The sequence below is a fragment of the Actinomycetota bacterium genome, assembly GCA_035640355.1.
Lineage (GTDB): Bacteria > Actinomycetota > UBA4738 > UBA4738 > HRBIN12 > CALGFI01.
In genome coordinates this window covers 22,670-39,535 of the sequence record DASQWI010000024.1, presented here as the reverse complement: position 1 = coordinate 39,535, position 16,866 = coordinate 22,670, and the positions used below count along the sequence as shown (strand labels likewise).

The window sequence follows — 16,866 nt, the reverse complement described above, 5'->3', positions numbered from 1 at the left end:
TGCAAGCATCGTCGTCGGCCAAGAACGGACGCTCGCGCCCGCGCCACATCACGTGGCGCGCTACAGCTCCGTGCCCGGCAGTCCCAATGCGCGCGCGATCAACAGGCGCTGGATCTCGTTTGTCCCCTCGCCGATCTCCAACACCTTGGCGTCGCGGTAGAAGCGCGCGACGGGGAACTCCTCGACGTAGCCGTAGGCGCCGTGGACCTGCACGGCCTCGCGGGCGCACGTGGTCGCCACCTCGCTCGCGTAGAGCTTGGCTACCGACGCCTCCGTCGCGAAGGGCTTCCCCCGATCGCGCCGCCACGCCGCGTTCAACACGGCCAGCCGACCGGTCTCGACGGCCACCTTCATGTCGGCGATCTTGAACTGGAGCGACTCGAACGATCCGATCGGCTTGCCGAACGCCTGGCGCTCGCTCGCGTACTTCACGCTCTCCTCGAGGCATCCGCGGGCGAGACCGACGGAAAGGGCGCCGATCGCGACGCGCCCGTCCGCAAGCGCCTCGAGGAACTGCGCGTACCCGCGTCCGCGTTCGCCGAGCAGGTGATGGGCGGGGACGCGGCAGCGGTCGAACGACACCTCGTGCGTGTCGCTGGCCCGCCAACCGATCTTGCGGTATGCCGCGCCGATCGTGAGCCCGGGCGTTCCGCTCGGTACGACGATCGTGGTGACGGCGCCGTCGCCGATCTCGGCATCCACCGCCGCGACCAGGATGGCCGACGTGATCGGTGTTCCCGAATTCGTGATGAACGCCTTCGTTCCGTCGATCACCCACTCGTCGCCGTCGAGCCGAGCCGTCGTTCTGATGGCGCGGGCGTCGGATCCGCCACCGGGCTCGGTCAGGGCGAACGCGCCGAGCGCCTCGCCGCGCGCCATCGGCTCGAGCCACCGTCGCTTCTGCTCCTCGGTCCCGAACCGGTAGATCGGGTTCGCCGCCAGGCCGACCGCGGCCTCGAGCGTGATCGCTACCGACGAGTCCCACCGGGCGATCTCCTCGAGGCACAGGCAGAACGTCACCAGGTCGCCGCCCTGGCCGCCGTACTCCTCGGGGAACGGGACGCCGAACAGGCCGAGCTCGCCCATGCGCTTCACGACCTCGAGCGGGAACTCCTCGCGCTCGTCGTAGCCGGCCGCGGCCGGCGCCACGATCTCCTCGGCGAACTCGCGTACGAGCGTTTGGAAGCTTCGCTGTTCGTCCGTGAGGTCGAAGTCCACGAACTAACCTTAGCCCGAGTGGTCGGCCGGACCGCCTGTGGCACCATGGCGTCGTGAAGTCGACGCATGCACCCGAGGAGAAGCTCGGTCGCGACGCAGTGGCGCGTCGGGCGTGGCCCGAGGCGTACGACGCCCTCCGGCCGGCGTGGGCGTCAGGCCGTCTGGACGCCAACGACCTCGAGCTCTTCGCCAAAGCCGCGTGGTGGGTCGGCCGGCCCGCGGAGGCGATCGAGGCGTGGGAACGTTCGTACGGCAAGCACGTGGAGCGCGACGAGAAGCTCCGCGCCGCGCTCGTCGCGATCACGCTCCGTCGCCAGTACGGCGCGAAGCTTGCCAAGTCGGTGGCCCAGGGATGGCTGAACCGCGCCGAACGGCTCCTGGAGGGCGAACCGGAATCGGTCGTGCACGGGTACGTGGCGATCGCGCACGGGCAGCTCGCCTGGTCGCGCGGTGAGCTCGACCACGCGCTGTCGCATCTCGAGGTCGGGGCGGCCGTCGCCGAACGCCTGGGCGAGGCAAAGCTCCGCGCCTGGGCGGCGATGTACCGCGGCATGGTGCTGGTCGACCTAGGGCGAGTCGACGAGGGATGGGCGCTGCTCGAGGACGTGAGCGCGGCCGCGGTCGGCAATGAGCTCGGCGCGTACACGACGGGCGTGGTGTTCTGCAACGTCATCAACGTCTGCCGGAACCTCGCCGACTACCGTCGTGCGAGCGAATGGGCGGAGGCCGCCACGCGGTGGTGCGAGCGGCAATCGATCAACGGGTTCCCCGGCATCTGTCGCGTCCACCGGGCCGAGATCATGCGGCTGCTGGGGACGTGGACGGCGGCGGAGTCCGAGCTCCGCCGGGCGACCGACGAGCTGTACGACTTCAGCCCCATGCATGCCGCGTCGGCGTTCCACGAGCTCGGCGAGATCCACCTCCGCATGGGCGATGAAGCGGCGGCGGAGCACGCGTTCCGCCAGGCGCAGGAGATCGGCGAGGATCCCCAACCGGGCCGCGCGTTGCTGCTGCTTCGTCAGGGGAAGATCGATGCCGCCGCGGCGTCGATCCGCGGAAGCCTCGCCGAGGAGACCTGGAACCGCCTGAGCCGCGCGCGGCTGCTGCCGGCGCAGGCGGAGATCGCGTGGGCCCGGGGCGACTCGAAGACGGCGGCGGCGGCCGCGAAGGAACTCGACGGCATCGCGGCCGACTACCCGGCGGATGCGATCGTCGCGAGCGCCGAGTGGGCGCACGGCCTGGCCGATCTCGCCGACCGCGCTCCCGCGAGCGCGTCGAAGCGGTTCCGCAAGGCGCGCCAACTGTGGCGCCAGATCGACGCGCCGTACGAGACGGCCCGTGCGGGCACACTCCTCGGGGCCGCGCTCGCCGCCGACGGCGACGTGGACGGCGCGGTCCTCGAGCTCGAGACGGCGCGCGCCGCGTTCGATCGACTCGGCGCCGTGCCGGACGTTCGCGTCGCCTCGGATCGTCTCGCGGAGCTCCAGCGCGCCGTGGGTCGAGAGGTGGCGCAGCGCACGTTCATGTTTACGGACATCGTCGGCTCGACGGCGCTGCTCGAAGCGATCGGCGACGAGGCGTGGGAGGACCTTCGCCGCTGGCACGACGAGACGCTCCGGGCGTGCATCGCGATCCACCGCGGCGAGGAGGTGGACCACACGGGCGACGGGTTCTTCGCGGCTTTCCCCGACGCGGCTTCGGCGGTCGCGTGCGCGAAGGAGATCCAGACTCGCCTCACAGAGCATCGCCGCGACCACGGATTCGCGCCGCAGGTCCGGATCGGCGTTCACGCGGCGGATGCGACGCGAGCGGGCAAGAACTATTTCGGAAGGGGTGTCCACGCCGCTGCGCGGATCGGCGCGATCGCCGGCGCCGGCGAGATCGTGGCGAGCGCCTCGACCGTCCAGCCTCTGACCAGCGTTACGGTGTCGAACCCGCGCTCGGTCCCGCTGAAAGGTATCGCCGAGCCCGTCGCCGTCGTTACCGTCGCCTGGCGCTGACGCGCCTCTAGCCGGTCGGCCTGAACCCTTCGATGTCCTCGATCGAGCCCGTTCGGGCTTCTTCGGGCTTCACCACGACCTCCATGCGTTGACCGATCTCGAGCGGCTCGTCCCCCGTCTCGACGATGCGATGGACGACCGCGGCGGCGGCTCCATCCGGCCGGACGAGGCCGATCGTGACCGGCTGCTCGAGCGGCTCCCCTTCGAGGCCGGTGTAGGAGATCGTGAACGACACCAGCCGGCCGCCCGGGCCGACCTCCGTGTCGGCTGCAAGCTCCGTGAAGCAGCGCTCGCAGAACAGCCGTGCCGGAACGTAGGTGTAGTCGCACGAGTCGCACCGCGAGCCGAGGAGCACGCCGCGATCCCGGAGCGCCGCAAAGAAGACGTCGCCGGCAACCCCGGGGGTGTAGCGGTGCGAGACAGGGATCCGGCCCTTCCACCGCCGAACCTCGTCCGGCCGCTCGAGCTTCTCCAGCACGGTGTCAGTCCCCCGTCGCCCGTGGGCGGAAGTACGCGATGTCCAGGATCGAACCGGTGCGATCGACCTCGGCTTTCCATACTGCCTCGACGGCCATCCCCACGCGAACGTCGTCGGGCGCGACCTCGCCGAGGACATGGAGGAAACCGCCATCCGAGCCGTCGATCGAGATCACCGCCGGAAGCTGCGGCTCATCGAGCGGGGTCATGTCCCACGCGACGTGGCAGATCGAGAAGGTCTCCACGCTGCCCGTGTGCCGAACGTCGACCCATGAGTCGGTCGCCCGGAAGCACCGTTCGCAGAACATGCGGGGCGGGACGAGGACGCGGCCGCAGCCGCGACACTCGCGGCCGAGGATCCGCCCCTCCGCGAGACCGTCGAGGAACCGGCCGACGGCAACACCGGCGTCCCACTCGTACCGGGCGTCCACGGCGTGATCCACCGCGCCAACGGCCCCGCGCAACTCCGTGTCGGACAAGGGATGTCCCGCGGTGGCGTACGGCGGCGTCTGGACGACCGGAAGTGACGTCGCAGCGGCCGTCGTGGAGGGCTCCGTCGGTAACGAGCCGGACGATCGCGATACGCCGTCACGTCCCATGACGACCACCGTTCCCACCTGCATCAGGTCGCCCCACGCCTGGGCGACGCCGCGCTCGGGCGTTCCGGGAACCTGCCGCTCGCCCGCATCGCCCCGCAGCTGCCAGTACAGCTCGGCGATCTTCATCAGACCCGCCGCGGCGATCGGGTTCCCCACGCCGAGCAGACCGCCGGACGGGCAGCTCGGTAGGTCGCCGTCGCGATTCAGCACGCCATCGCGCGCTGCCTCGGGAGCCTTGCCCGGTTCGAACAGCAACAGCCCCTCGAGATGATGCAGCTCCTTGTAGTCGAACGGGTCGTACGGCTCGGCGACGTGGATCTGCTTGCGCGGTTCGGTCACGCCCGCCATGTCGTAGGCCATGCGCGCGGCGTTGGCGACATACTCGGGGAACACCAGATCGCGGTTCGTCCAGTACGTCGTGTCGAGGTTCCAACCGACGCCATCGATCCACACCGGTCGGTCCGTGATCCTGCGCGCTGCTTCCTCGCTCGCCACGACGACCGCGACCGCTCCGTCGCTGATGGGTGACACGTCGAGTCGCTGCACCGGCCAAGCGAGCGTCTCGGACCCGAGCACGTCGTCAACCGTGATGTCGCTCTGTCCCAGCAGCGCGGCGGGGTGTCCGGCCGCGTTTCGCTTGTTCTTGACCGCGATCTGTGCGATGTCGCGCTTGTCGAGGTCGTACACGCTCATGTACCGGTTCATCTCGAGGGCAAAGATCCACAGCAGGTTCGGACCGAGCGGCCGCTCCAGGACGTTGTCGAAGATCGTGAGGAACGCCCCCTGCGGGTGCGGCTGCGTTGAGGACATCTTCTCCTCGGCGACGGCGAGCACGACGTCCGCCATGCCGCTGGCGACCGTGTACCAGGCCTGGATCGCGGTGAACACGCCGCTGCCGCCGCCGACGTACGTACGGATGAACGGCTTGCCGAACCCGCCCGCGCCGTCGGACAGGTACTCGCCCTTCATGTGCACCCCATCGAACGCGTCTGGCGCGCTCGTCAGACACACGGCGTCGACGTGATCGAGGGTAAGCTCGCACGAGTCGAGCGCCGCCCGCGACGCCTCCCAGGCGAGCTCCTTCCCGGTCTCCTGTGCGCGCCGAACGAACTTCGTCATGCCGGCGCCGACCACCGCGACGCGACGTGCCATCAGCCGCGCTCCGATAGGTACTCGATGATCTGCATCGAGTTGCCGTCCGGATCGCCGAACGACGCGTACCGGGCGTAGCCCGACACCTCGCCCATGTGCTCGTCGAACACGACGCCGAGTTCCTCGAGCGACGCCTTCGCCGCATCCAGGTCGTGGACGAGGAAGACGGCGGTACCACCGTGATCTGCCACGTGTCCGTCGACGTGGCCGTGCAGTCCGAGGCGCACCGTGCCGCCGTCGAGCTCGGTCCATCGATCCCCTCGGCGAAGGACGGACAGCCCGAGCTTGTCCGCGTAGAACTCGACCGCGCGATCCATGTCGCTCACCCAGAACCACACGTGATCGACGCCCTCGAGCCTCATCCCCGGGCCCCCGCATCGTTCGCCAGGACCACCACGGCCGACGATGTGCTCGGCACCTGGCGAGTCGATTGCGCGACGGCGACGTACGCCTCGTCGACCTGACGCTCTCCCGCTTCGCCGCGGAGCTGCTCCACGCACTCCAGCACCCGGACGAGCCCGTTCGCCTCGAACAGGTTCCCCTGACCGATAGAACCGCCGGACGCGTTCACGGACATCTCGCCGCCGATGTCGAGGTCGCCGTCCTCGAGCAGCGAGGCGAGCTCGGGGCCGTCGGCGATTCCGAGCGCCTCGAGGTGTTCGAGCTCGCGGAACGCATAGACGTCGTCGACCTCAGCGAGATCGATCTCCTCGGCGGGATCTCCGACGTCCGCGAGCCGGTAGGCCATCTCCGCCGCGCGCGTCGTGGACTCGGCCTGTCCCCACGGCCGGCTCTCGAGCGACGGGCTCGACGACGCCCACCCCGCGCCGAGGACCCACACCGGCGCCTCGGTCAGCTCTCGCGCGCGTTCCTCGGATGCCAGGACGATCACGACGCAGCCGTCGGCGCGCCGCGCAACCTCGAGGTCGCGAAGCGGCCACGAGACCGGTGTCGAGTCGTCGACGTCTTCGACGGAAAGCTGCGCCGGATACGCCGCACGCGGATTGTCGAGCGCGTTCGTACGGTTCTTCGAGGCGACCATCGCGCAGTGCTCCTCCGAGAGCCCGGTGCGTTCGAGGAACGCGTTCATCTCGAGACCCGCCACGTTCAGCGTCGAGATACCGAGCGGCCGGTTCAGAACCGGGTCGAGGGCGAACGCCTCGATGGCTCCGAGCGAGCGAACGTCCGAAACCTTGCTGTGCGCCTCGACCGCGACGACGGACGCGATCCCCGAACGGATCAGCATGAGCGCCGTCACGAATCCGAACAGTCCGTCGCCGGCGACCGTCTGCACCGGCCGTTGCACGGCGCCGAGTTGATCCGGCACGTACTCGTCGAAGATGGACGTTCCCTCGAGGAAGTCCTCCGAGCAGCACACGAACGAGTCGACGCCCGTCCTCGGATCGACGCCGGCGTCGAAGTAGGCGCGCTGCGCCGCCTCGAACATCAGCTCCTTGTACGAGACACCGGCCGTGATAGGGGCGAACCCCGCGTGACCGATCCCTACGACCGCGACGCGCGGCTCCACGTCCTCGATTCTCCCATCGCTCGCGATCGTGCGGCCAACCGTCAGACCGTCGCCGTCGCCCGCGCGGGGCGAACGCGGTCCGCGAACCGCGCCGCGATCGGTCCGGCGATCGCCAGCAGCAGCACGTACGCGGCGGCGAGCGGTCCGAGCTCGGGCTCGACGCCCACCGTGACGCCGATGCCGGCGATGACGATCGAGAACTCGCCCCTGGCGATCAGCGCCGCGCCCGCACGGATGCGACCGCGCCGGCCGATCCCGCCGCGACCCGCCGCCACCCACCCGGTGAGGAACTTCGTTCCCCCACCGACCACGGCGAGCAGGAGGGCTGGCACCACCGCGTCGGGCAGAAAGCCGGGATCGATGCGAAACCCGAAGAAGATGAAGAACACGCCGGCGAAGACGGCGCGGAGCGGAACTACCAACGAACGAGCGCGTTCTGCTGCCGGTCCGGAGAACGCGATCCCCGCCAGGAACGCGCCGACCGCTGCAGAGACGTTCAACGCCTCGGTGATACCTGCGGTGAGGAGAAGCACCCCGAGGATGCCGAACAGCATCGCCTCGTCCGAATGACTGAACACCAGGCGACTGAGCGCCGGGCCGAACCGCGCGCCGGCGGCGAGCACTGCGCCCACAACGACGACGGCGATGAGCACGGCTATCACGACGCGCGCCACGCCGCCGCCGACCAGCAGGACGGTGACGAAAGGAAGGTAGCCGGCCATCACCAGGTCCTCGACCACCAGGATGGCGAGGACGATGGGCGTCTCCCGATTGCCCATCCATCCCAGGTCGTCCATGGTCCTGGCGATCACCCCGGAGGACGAGATGTACGTGATCCCGGCGAACAGGATCGCGGGGACGAGATCCCACCCCATGATCAGCCCGAGCGCGAGTCCCGGCGTCGCATTGAGGAGTGCGTCGAGTGCGCCCGCGGTCGTTGAAGCGCGAAGGGCATCCACGAGCTCCCGAGCCGAGTACTCCAGGCCCAGCGTGAACAGGAGCAGGATCAGTCCGATCTCGGCGCCCGCCGCGATGAACCCCTCGGCCGTCACCAACGGTGCGACGCCTCCTTCGCCAAAGGCGAGCCCGGCCACCAGGTAGAGCGGGATCGGGGAAAAACCGAAGCGGGCGGCGATCCGCGACAGAACCGCCAGGAGGAGGGTCACCCCGCCGAGCTCGACGAGGAACAGCGCGTCGCGCACGCCTCAGCCCGTGTGTAACAGGACGACGAGCTCTTCGATCCCCCGCGGCGTCCCCACGACCACGAGGACATCGCCCGCCTCGATACCGAATTCGGGACCAGGCGCAGGGAACGCGGCGTCGTCGCGCAGCACCGCGACGATCGAGACGCCGGTTCGCGTTCGTGCGGCCGTGGTCCCCACGGTCTTGCCCGCGTACGGCGACGTGGCGGGGAGCGGCAGCCGGTCGACGGCGAGACCCTCGACCTGCCGCTGCAGCTCGACGAGCTCCTTCGCCACCTGGGAGACGCCCAATAGCTCAGCGAGTGTCCGGCTGTCCTCGGGTCCAAGCCGGAGGAGATCGTGACTCGTGTCGGGATCGGCGCGCTCGTAGAGGACGAGCTCGCGTTCTCCCGTTCGGTGGTGGACCACGCCGACGCGAGCACCGCCCTCGGTCACGAACTCGTAGCGGACGCCGATCCCGGGAAGCTCGACCTCGTTGACCACGGCCACGTGGCCATCCTCGCAGAGCAGGCAGTCGTGCGGATCGAGCGTGCGGTTCGCAACATCACTGGGCAGCGCCGCGCGGCCGATCGCGGTCAGTCGCCGAGGATCTTCTTCTTCTGGTTCTGGAACTCCGCCTCGGTGAGAACGCCGCGATCGCGCAGCCCCGCCAGGCGCTCGAGCTCGGTCGTCACCGACGGCGCGGCCGGTGATGGGCGGGATGCATTCGACTGGTACATCCGTTCCTTGTTGCGCTCTCCCTGCTCGTAGATCGTCCTTTGCACGCTTTCGGGATGGCGGATGTTCGCGAACACGTTCCGGCCGAACTCGCTCGCGGACTGGATCACCAGGTCGCCCGCTCCGACCATCCGTTCGAACACCGACTGCTGGAACCGAACGTCGTTGATGGCCTCGAGCGGGATCTCCATCGTCCGCTTGGCGATGAAGCCCTCGCGATGGATCACTCGGTCGCTCGTCACGGCGAAGGTCGAGGTAATCCAGGCGACGAACGCGCGCACGGGATACCACAGCAGGATCAGCGCTCCGGCGGCGAGCGCGATCCACAGCACCGCGGTCCTGGCGGAGCCGTCGTCGGGCGCGTAGATCAGCGCGAGGATCCACCCCACGACGACGAGCACCGTCACGAAGATCGGAGCGACGAGCGCGATCCAGTGCGGACGAAGATCGAGCACGAGCTCCTCGCCCTCGATGAGCAGCCGTCGCGGGAACGCCATCGGGCGGGAGCTTACTGCAGGTGCTCGACCTCACCGAACCGAACTCGCTCGACCGCTTCGCCGACTCGGACGAGGAGCGCGCCGGTCTCGTCGACGTCGACGGCGTCGCCTTCAACTACGTTCCCACCGGTCGTCCGCGCGCGGATCTGGGTGCCGAGCGTCGAGCAAACGTTCCGGTACGACGCGACCACGTCGTGCCCGAACGACTCGCTCGACGGCCGGTATCCCTGGGCGAACCGGTGGAGGAACGCCGTCAACAGCGTCTCGTCGTCGGCCTCGACGGCTGCGGCGTTCGGAACATCGCTCGGCGGCGACCCGAGATTGACGCCGATCCCGACCACGACGAATTCGACGCTCGATACCGCTACGCGTGCCTCGGCCAGGATTCCCCCGGCCTTGCGACCGTTCACCAGAACGTCGTTCGGCCACTTGCACGTGGCATCCGCCGCAGCGACGTCGCGACACGCCGTGGTCAAGGCGGTGCCGGCCAGCAACGAGATTGTGCCGATCGAATCCGGCTCGAGCGGCGGTCGCAGGACGAGTGAGAACAACAGGGCGTGCCCCGGTTGGTCCGTCCATGTTCGGCCCAGGCGTCCGCGGCCAGCGGTTTGGTGGCTCGCCGCGACGAGGGTCCACTCCGGCGCGCCGTCGATCGCCATCCGCACCGCCGTGGCCTGGGTCGAACCGGTAACCTCGTCGAATCGCACGGGCGCGCGCAGCCCCGCCCCTGCGAGCGCGCGCGAAAGCGCCTGTTCGGAAAGCATCGGAGGTTTGACTCCCCTTCGGGGGTCCTCGATTATCGGCTGCCGGAGCGGACCGCGTGGCGAAACCTCGGATCCTCATCGCGAACCGTGGCGAGATCGCCGTCCGCATCATCCGGACCGTACGAGAGCTCGGCTACACGTCGATCGCCGTGTACAGCGACGCCGATCGCGACGCGCTCCACGTCGAGATGGCCGATCACTCGTACCGGATCGGTCCGCCGCTCCCCGCCGAGTCCTACCTGTCGATCGGGGCGATCCTGGAAGCGGCCGCCAAGTCGAGGGCGACGATGGTTCACCCCGGCTACGGCTTCCTGTCCGAGCGCGCCCAGTTCGCCCGCGCAGTCGAACAGGCCAACATCACCTTCATCGGGCCGCCGGCAGACGCCATCGAGATGATGGGCGACAAGGCCGTCGCCAGACAGGCGGCCGACCGCATCGGCGTTCCCATCGTCCCGGGGACGCCCGAGCCGGTCACGATCGAGGATGCGCCGCGGGAGGCAGACCGCATCGGCTATCCGGTGCTCGTGAAGGCTGCGTTCGGCGGCGGCGGTCGCGGCATGCACGTCGTCAGGAAGCCCGAAGAGCTCACGGCTGCGCTCACGCGTTCGGCACGCGAGGCCACGGCGTACTTCGGGCGACCCGAGATCTTCCTCGAGCGATACATCAATCGCGCGCACCACGTCGAGGCGCAGGTGATCGCGGACACGCACGGCAACGCGTTCTTCCTGGGCGAGCGCGACTGCTCGGTGCAGCGGCGCCACCAGAAGCTGATCGAGGAGACGCCCTCGCCGGTCGTCGACCCGGAGCTTCGCGCGCGGATCGGCGAGTCGGCGTTGGCCCTCGCCAAGGAGGCGGGCTACGTCAACGCCGGCACGGTCGAGGGAATCGTCGACGAGGACGGCGCCTTCTACTTCTTGGAGATGAACACGCGCCTTCAGGTCGAACACACGGTGACAGAGATGGTCACCGGTCTCGACCTCGTCGCGCTCCAGATCCGCGTCGCACTCGGCGACAAGCTCGAGCTCGACGACGTCGCTCCGCGCGGGCACGCCATCCAGTGCCGCATCAACGCCGAGGATCCCGCGCGGAACTTCCTGCCCGGACCCGGTCGCGTCACGCGGTACCGAGAGCCGTCCGGTCCGTTCGTCCGCGTCGACTCGTTCATCGAGGCCGGACGAGAGATTCCCTCCGACTACGACTCGATGTTCGCGAAGCTCGTCGTGTCGGGTGATACGCGCGAGCGCGCGATCGAGCGGATGCTCCGCGCACTCGGCGAGTTCCGCGTCGAGGGCGTTCCGACGACGATCCCGTTGCACCGGTGGATCCTCGGTGCGCGAGCGTTCCGCAAGTCGACGCATACGACGACGTGGCTCGAGAAGGCCCTACGTGACGCGGAGCTCGAGCTCCCCGCGGGGGGCCCGCAACCCCCGCCGACCGAGGTGAAACCGCCGGTCCCCGCCGAGCTCCTCGTCGAAGTGGACGGTCGGCGCGTGCCCGTGCGGATCTTCGACCAGCGTCGCGACACCGCGCCCCGGCCTCCCAGTCGCCTGACCGCGCACCACGACCAGGCCGTGCACAGCGTCGTCACCGCTCAGATGCAGGGCACGGTCCTCCGGGTGCTGGTCGAGGTGGGCCAGGAGATCCAGGCCGGCGACGTCGTATGTGTCCTCGAGGCGATGAAGATGGAGAACGCGATCCCCGCGCCGCGCGAGGGTGTCGTATCGGAGCTACCGGTCCGCGAAGGACTGGTGGTTCAGGCGGGCGACACGCTCGCCGTCATCGACTGAGCGCCGCGGCGTGCTCCCGAATGCTCTCCGGAGCGATGAGCTCCGCGGGGGCGATCGCTTCGGGCGATGACAAAGCCCACGGTAGCCACAGCCCGAAACTCGTCCCCTCGCTGGTCGATCGCTCGAGCCACACGCGACCGCCGATCGCCTCGCTCGTCTTCTTGCAGATGTACAGGCCGAGACCGGTGCCGCCGACGCTTCGCGTGGCCGAGCTGTCGACCTGGAAGAACCGCTCGAAGATGCGGTCCTGCGCCGCGACGGGAATGCCGCCACCTTCGTCCTCGACCATGATGGCGACGCCGCCGCCGCGTTCCTGCCCCCGGATCGTGACGCGCGTGTCGGGTGGCGAGTACTTGAGCGCATTCTCGACCAGGTTCGACAGGATCTGATGGATCCGGGCATCGTCGGTCTCCACGAGCGGCAGCCCCGGTCGGAACCTGAGGTCGAACGTGTGACCGTGTGCGCTCGGTGTGAGCTCGAGGACGACGTCATCGGCTATCTCCTCCAACGAGACGACCGAGAGCTGCAGTGGCTCGACCTTCGCCTCGAGCTTGGCGACGGCGAGTAGCTGTTCGATCAAGCGGCGAAGACGATCCCCCTGCCGGTCGGCGGCCTCCAGGAACGAGCGCCCTTGCTCGTCACCAAGACCCGGCCCGAGCTGCAGAAGCGTCTTGAGGTAGCCCTGGATCGACGTCAGTGGTGTCCGTAGCTCGTGCGAGACGACGGCGATGAAGTCGTCCTTCATCCGGGACAGGATCTTCTCTTGCTCGAGGGCGTACTCGAGCCGGGCAACCAAGCGCGTGTTCTCGAGCGATGTCGTGGCGCCCCAATGCGCCGCGACGACGGGGACAGCGAGGAGCGGCACCAGAAGCAGACTGCGGTCGGCCACGATCAGAGCCACCGGCGACATCGCGACGAGGGCCATCGCCGTTGCGGCCTGGAACCAGAAGTCTGCGAGCAGGTAGCGAACGATCGGTTCGCCTCGTGCAAGCGCGAGCCCCACTCCGGTAAGGACGTCGTTGACCAGGAAGAGCACCGCCGCCGCCGCAAAGATAGCGATCAGGGACCCCGGAGAGATGCGAGCCGTGCCGCCGATCGCCTCGTAGACGGCACCCGCGGCCGCCACCGAGATCGTGTACTGGGCCACGTTGAACAGGACTTTGAACGGGCGCTTGCCGTAGAGGACGTCGGCCACGATCGTCGCGGCGGCGAAGACGATCGCCGCCGCCGCCGTGCCGAACGCGAGGAGTACCGCGAAGCCGAACGTGGTGGAGGTGCCGATCTCCTCGACGTTGCTCTCTCGCGGCAGCGTGATCGGAAACAGCTCGCCGATCAGCGCCAGCGCGGCCAACAGCCAGAAGGTGATCGTGTTTGCGGCGATTGCGTCCAGGTCGAGCCGGATGAGGAGTGGACCGAGGAGACCAAGCCCCACAACGGTGACAGCCCCGACGTACGCTCGTGCCGCGAGCGACGTCGGGGCATCGCCCCCTTCATCGTGTTCTCGGCTGGGAACTACGACCGCGAGGTCACGCTTAGAAGGCATACGGTCGCCACTTGCGCGGCGCGCCGAGGACGTACACGAGGACGACAAGAAGCGCCGGCGAGTACCACGCGCGCTTCAAGAGGTTCTGCACTGCCGTCTCACCTCCTCCGACAGCCGGGGCGATGGCGCCCCCTCGAGCTGGCCGCTGACACTCACTGCCCGGGGTTGCTATCGGTCGCGTTGTCGTGCGACTCAATAGGCCGTCCGAACCGTCGTTACCGTAGTTCGGTGTCCCCACCCCGAGCCATCGTCCGTTCGCACGGATTACTCGTCGGACCGGAGGTTTCAGAGTCTGACGTCGGGGGACGCCGTTTGGCCCGCGAGACATGCCCTCACCATGCGGCCCGGCATCACCGATCGAGGGCTCAGGCACGAGGATCGGCCCGCCGATAGGGGAAGTCGCGGGCCGAAAGGCCAATACGAAAGGATCCTCCGTGCTGCTCGTCGTGTTCGTCGCGTTGGCAGGCGCGCTGGTCCCGATCGCGGGCGGGAGGCTGTCGGCGCTGCTCGACCTCGGGTTCCGATCGCTGTGGCTTCTTGCGACGGCCGTCGCCCTGCAAGTCGCAGCATTCGTGATCCCGGGCGACGCAGATGCGTGGCGGATCACGGCGCACGTCGCGTCGTTCCCGGTGGGCCTCGCGTTCGTGTGGGCAAACCGAGCGATCCCCGGTCTGTGGGTGATCGCGGTCGGTGCCCTACTGAACGGGATCGCCATCGCGGCAAACGGCGGCGTGATGCCGGCCTCGGCGTCCGCGGTTCGATCGGCCGGGCTCGAAGCCGACCCCAGCGGGTTCGTGAACTCGGACGTGCTCGCCGATCCCAATCTGCTCTTCCTCGGCGACGTCTTCGCGATACCGGCGTCGTGGCCGTTCGCGAACGTGTTCAGCGTGGGCGACGTCCTCATCGCCGTCGGCGCTGCCTACTCGATCCACGCGACCTGTGGGTCTCGATTGGTCCCCGTTCGGTTCCACCGCGTGCCGACGCCAACGCACGCGGCAGAGGATGGCTCGCCTAGTCGCTCTCCTTCGAGCCCCAATCGTCCCGACCGGTGATGCGGAACCCGCTGTCGTGGATGCCGTACTGGCGATTGATCGACACGAGGAGCGCCGTCATCGTCTCGGCGATCCGGGCCTGCGACAGCAGACCGCAGTCGACCCACCGGAGCCCCGGGATCCGTTCGACCAACGCGCCCACGATCGTCTTCGCTTCGTGATCGTCGCCGCAAACGAGCACGTCACTCTCCATCGGTCGTTCGACGTCCATCAGCGCACGCGCCGAGATCGTGTGAAACCCCGCCGTCATCCGCGCTCCCTCGCCGACGATGGCCGCCGCCTGCTCGGCCGCCGAACCGTGCCATGGACGGACCACGTGCCACGCTCTCCCCCCGACGGCGGTCGCGAGAGGGCTCGTCGCGTCCATGACCACGGCGCCGGCTCGGAGGTGCGGCTTGATCGTGCGGTACGTCTCGGCTTGCCCCTCGAACGGGACGGTCACGATCACGGTGTCCGTCTGCGAGACGGCGAGCTCGTTCGTCGTGCCGGCAACGTTCGCGCCCACCCCGAGCACCTCGACGGCGCGAGTCGCTGCGGCGGCGCCGCGCTCCTCCGACCGAGAGCCGATCACGACGCCCACGCCCGCCGTTACCAGGCGAAGCGCCAGCCCGAACCCCTCTTCCCCCGTACCGCCGACGATGGCGACGTCCATCGTCAATGCGGCCGCACAACGTTCGCTTCGCTCACTGTGCTACCCCCGCTCCCCCTCACGGTGCCCTCAGTGAGGGCGGTACTCACCGAAGACGTCGCGCAGGACATCCGACACCTCGCCGAGCGTCGCCCGCGCACGGAGCGCCTCACGCATCGCCGGCAGGACGTTGTCCGTCCCGGTTGCCGCGGTGCGAACGGCGCCGAGGGCGCGCTCCACGACCGCGGTGTCACGCTCCCGGCGAAGCCGTCGTAGGCGCTCCACCTGCGCGCCGACCTCCTCCTCGCCGATCCGCTGCAACTCGACGGACGGCTCATCTGGATCGTGGAATCGATTCACGCCGACGACGACGCGGTCGCCCGACTCGATGCCCTGCTGGATGTGGAACGCCGACTCGTGGATCTCGTCCTGATAAAACCCGGCCTCGATCGCGGCGACGGCACCGCCGAACCCGTCGATCTTGTCGAGGTAGGCGCGTGCGCGATCCTCGATCTCGTCGGTGAGCGCCTCGACGAAGTACGCACCGCCGAACGGGTCGACGACGTTCGCGACGCCGGTCTCGTACCCGATGATTTGCTGGGACCGGAGGGCTATCTTCGCCGCTCCCTCCGTGGGGAGCGCGAACGCCTCGTCGAACGAGTTCGTGTGCAGCGATTGCGTCCCACCGAGCACCGCGGCGAGCGCCTCGATCGCCGTCCGCACGATGTTGTTCTGGGGCTGCTGCGCGGTGAGCGTCGCTCCGCCGGTCTGCGTGTGGAACCGCAGCACCAAGCTGCGCGGATCCTTCGCGCCGAACCGTTCCGACATGATGCGCGCCCACATCCTGCGCGCCGCACGGAACTTCGCCACCTCCTCGAAGAAGTCCATGTGGCAGGCGAAGAAGAACGAGAGCCGCGGCGCGAACCGGTCGATGTCGAGGCCGGCCTGGAGCGCCGCATGCACGTACGCGATGCCGTTCGCTAGCGTGAACGCGACCTCCTGCACCGCGGTCGCCCCTGCCTCGCGCATGTGGTACCCGCTGATCGAGATCGTGTTCCATCGAGGGAGCCGCTCGCCGCAGTACGCGAACAGGTCCGTGATCAGACGCATCGACGGCTTGGGTGGATAGATGTACGTGCCGCGCGCCGCGTACTCCTTCAGAAGGTCGTTCTGCACGGTCCCCGACAGCGCGGCCGCGTCGAAACCACGCTCCTCTGCGACGAGCTCATACAGCACCAGCAGGATCGGAGCGGTCGCGTTGATCGTCATCGAGGTCGACACGCGATCGAGCGGGATGTCCTCGAGCAGTCGATGCATGTCATCGATGGAATCGATCGCCACGCCGGTCTTCCCGACCTCGCCCTCGGCGCGCGGATGATCCGAATCAAGTCCCATCTGCGTCGGGAGGTCGAACGCGACCGACAGCCCGGTCTGCCCGTGTTCGAGCAGGTAGCGGAAACGTCGATTCGTCTCGCCGGCGGTCCCCATCCCCGCGTACTGGCGCATGGTCCACAGACGCCGTCGGTACATACTCGAGTGGATCCCGCGCGTGAACGGCGGCGAACCGGGTGCGCCGATGTCCGCGTCGAGATCGTTCCCCTCGAGATCCTCGGGCCCGTAGACGTCGCGGAGCTCGATCCCGGACGCGGTTTCGCGCCGAGTCTCGGTCATGCGCTCTCCTTGCCGGGGACCGCGTTCGCTC

General features: G+C 68.8%; 15 protein-coding genes and 1 pseudogene. 3 read left to right on the top strand and 13 right to left on the bottom strand.

All coding sequences use genetic code 11. The features are described from left to right. Positions 1 to 60: 60 nt before the first annotated feature. Positions 61 to 1,218: an acyl-CoA dehydrogenase family protein gene (locus tag VFA08_12505; GenBank protein ID HYZ14407.1), complete on the bottom strand. Its 1,158-nt coding sequence runs from the start codon at positions 1,216 to 1,218 to the stop codon at positions 61 to 63. A gap of 53 nt (positions 1,219 to 1,271) precedes the next feature. On the opposite strand from VFA08_12505, the gene VFA08_12500 reads away from it, so the two are divergent. Continuing rightward, positions 1,272 to 3,218 carry an adenylate/guanylate cyclase domain-containing protein gene (locus VFA08_12500; protein HYZ14406.1) on the top strand — a complete coding sequence of 649 codons (1,947 nt, stop codon included), beginning with the start codon at positions 1,272 to 1,274 and terminating at the stop codon, positions 3,216 to 3,218. A gap of 7 nt (positions 3,219 to 3,225) precedes the next feature. Here VFA08_12500 and VFA08_12495 read toward each other — a convergent pair whose 3' ends face one another. From VFA08_12495 to VFA08_12455, 9 genes and pseudogenes are all read right to left on the bottom strand, one after another. After that, a complete protein-coding gene (locus VFA08_12495; protein ID HYZ14405.1) occupies positions 3,226 to 3,696 on the bottom strand; it encodes a Zn-ribbon domain-containing OB-fold protein in 471 nt (156 codons plus the stop codon). A gap of 4 nt (positions 3,697 to 3,700) precedes the next feature. Beyond that, a complete protein-coding gene (locus VFA08_12490) occupies positions 3,701 to 4,294 on the bottom strand; it encodes a Zn-ribbon domain-containing OB-fold protein (GenBank protein HYZ14404.1) in 594 nt (197 codons plus the stop codon). Then, a pseudogene (locus VFA08_12485) lies at positions 4,289 to 5,446 on the bottom strand (thiolase domain-containing protein). Before VFA08_12485 ends, VFA08_12490 begins: the two are co-directional and overlap by 6 nt. Then, positions 5,446 to 5,808 carry a VOC family protein gene (locus VFA08_12480; protein ID HYZ14403.1) on the bottom strand — a complete coding sequence of 121 codons (363 nt, stop codon included), beginning with the start codon at positions 5,806 to 5,808 and terminating at the stop codon, positions 5,446 to 5,448. Before VFA08_12480 ends, VFA08_12485 begins: the two are co-directional and overlap by 1 nt. Continuing rightward, positions 5,805 to 6,974, bottom strand: a complete 1,170-nt coding sequence (locus tag VFA08_12475) for an acetyl-CoA acetyltransferase (GenBank protein HYZ14402.1) — start codon at positions 6,972 to 6,974, stop codon at positions 5,805 to 5,807. Before VFA08_12475 ends, VFA08_12480 begins: the two co-directional genes overlap by 4 nt. Before the next feature lie 41 nt (positions 6,975 to 7,015). After that, on the bottom strand, positions 7,016 to 8,176 hold the full coding sequence (locus VFA08_12470; GenBank protein ID HYZ14401.1) for a cation:proton antiporter: 1,161 nt from the start codon (positions 8,174 to 8,176) through the stop codon (positions 7,016 to 7,018). 3 nt (positions 8,177 to 8,179) lie between these two features. After that, positions 8,180 to 8,665 (bottom strand): cation:proton antiporter regulatory subunit, encoded by a 486-nt coding sequence (locus VFA08_12465; protein HYZ14400.1) that lies wholly within the window; start codon positions 8,663 to 8,665, stop codon positions 8,180 to 8,182. Between the two features lie 86 nt (positions 8,666 to 8,751). Further along, a complete protein-coding gene (locus tag VFA08_12460) occupies positions 8,752 to 9,390 on the bottom strand; it encodes a PH domain-containing protein (protein HYZ14399.1) in 639 nt (212 codons plus the stop codon). An 11-nt stretch (positions 9,391 to 9,401) separates the two neighbouring features. Next, positions 9,402 to 10,154 (bottom strand): biotin--[acetyl-CoA-carboxylase] ligase, encoded by a 753-nt coding sequence (locus VFA08_12455; protein ID HYZ14398.1) that lies wholly within the window; start codon positions 10,152 to 10,154, stop codon positions 9,402 to 9,404. Between the two features lie 56 nt (positions 10,155 to 10,210). On the opposite strand from VFA08_12455, the gene VFA08_12450 reads away from it, so the two are divergent. Beyond that, on the top strand, positions 10,211 to 11,941 hold the full coding sequence (locus tag VFA08_12450) for an acetyl-CoA carboxylase biotin carboxylase subunit (GenBank protein ID HYZ14397.1): 1,731 nt from the start codon (positions 10,211 to 10,213) through the stop codon (positions 11,939 to 11,941). Here the strand turns inward: VFA08_12450 and VFA08_12445 are convergent. Beyond that, positions 11,931 to 13,373 (bottom strand): ATP-binding protein, encoded by a 1,443-nt coding sequence (locus VFA08_12445; protein ID HYZ14396.1) that lies wholly within the window; start codon positions 13,371 to 13,373, stop codon positions 11,931 to 11,933. The two genes, VFA08_12450 and VFA08_12445, sit on opposite strands and share 11 nt — an antisense overlap. Positions 13,374 to 13,918: 545 nt before the next feature. On the opposite strand from VFA08_12445, the gene VFA08_12440 reads away from it, so the two are divergent. After that, the gene (locus VFA08_12440; protein HYZ14395.1) at positions 13,919 to 14,536 is read left to right on the top strand and encodes a DUF5317 domain-containing protein; all 618 of its coding nucleotides are present in this window, start codon (positions 13,919 to 13,921) and stop codon (positions 14,534 to 14,536) included. Here VFA08_12440 and npdG read toward each other — a convergent pair. Both npdG and VFA08_12430 read right to left on the bottom strand, forming a co-directional pair. Then, complete coding sequence (gene npdG, locus VFA08_12435) at positions 14,496 to 15,188, bottom strand: NADPH-dependent F420 reductase (GenBank protein ID HYZ14394.1); 693 nt, start codon at positions 15,186 to 15,188, stop codon at positions 14,496 to 14,498. The genes VFA08_12440 and npdG overlap by 41 nt on opposite strands. Positions 15,189 to 15,254: 66 nt before the next feature. Then, a complete protein-coding gene (locus tag VFA08_12430) occupies positions 15,255 to 16,835 on the bottom strand; it encodes a methylmalonyl-CoA mutase family protein (protein ID HYZ14393.1) in 1,581 nt (526 codons plus the stop codon). Between the last annotated feature and the right edge of the window lie 31 nt (positions 16,836 to 16,866).

Excerpts from the sequence above, each read along its gene's own strand:
- VFA08_12455 (HYZ14398.1), bottom strand. The coding sequence starts at position 10,154 with ATGCTTTCCGAACAGGCGCTTTCGCGCGCGCTCGCAGGGGCGGGGCTG.
- VFA08_12490 (HYZ14404.1), bottom strand. The coding sequence starts at position 4,294 with ATGGGACGTGACGGCGTATCGCGATCGTCCGGCTCGTTACCGACGGAG.
- VFA08_12460 (HYZ14399.1), bottom strand. The coding sequence starts at position 9,390 with ATGGCGTTCCCGCGACGGCTGCTCATCGAGGGCGAGGAGCTCGTGCTC.
- VFA08_12430 (HYZ14393.1), bottom strand. The coding sequence starts at position 16,835 with ATGACCGAGACTCGGCGCGAAACCGCGTCCGGGATCGAGCTCCGCGAC.
- npdG (HYZ14394.1), bottom strand. The coding sequence starts at position 15,188 with ATGGACGTCGCCATCGTCGGCGGTACGGGGGAAGAGGGGTTCGGGCTG.
- VFA08_12480 (HYZ14403.1), bottom strand. The coding sequence starts at position 5,808 with ATGAGGCTCGAGGGCGTCGATCACGTGTGGTTCTGGGTGAGCGACATG.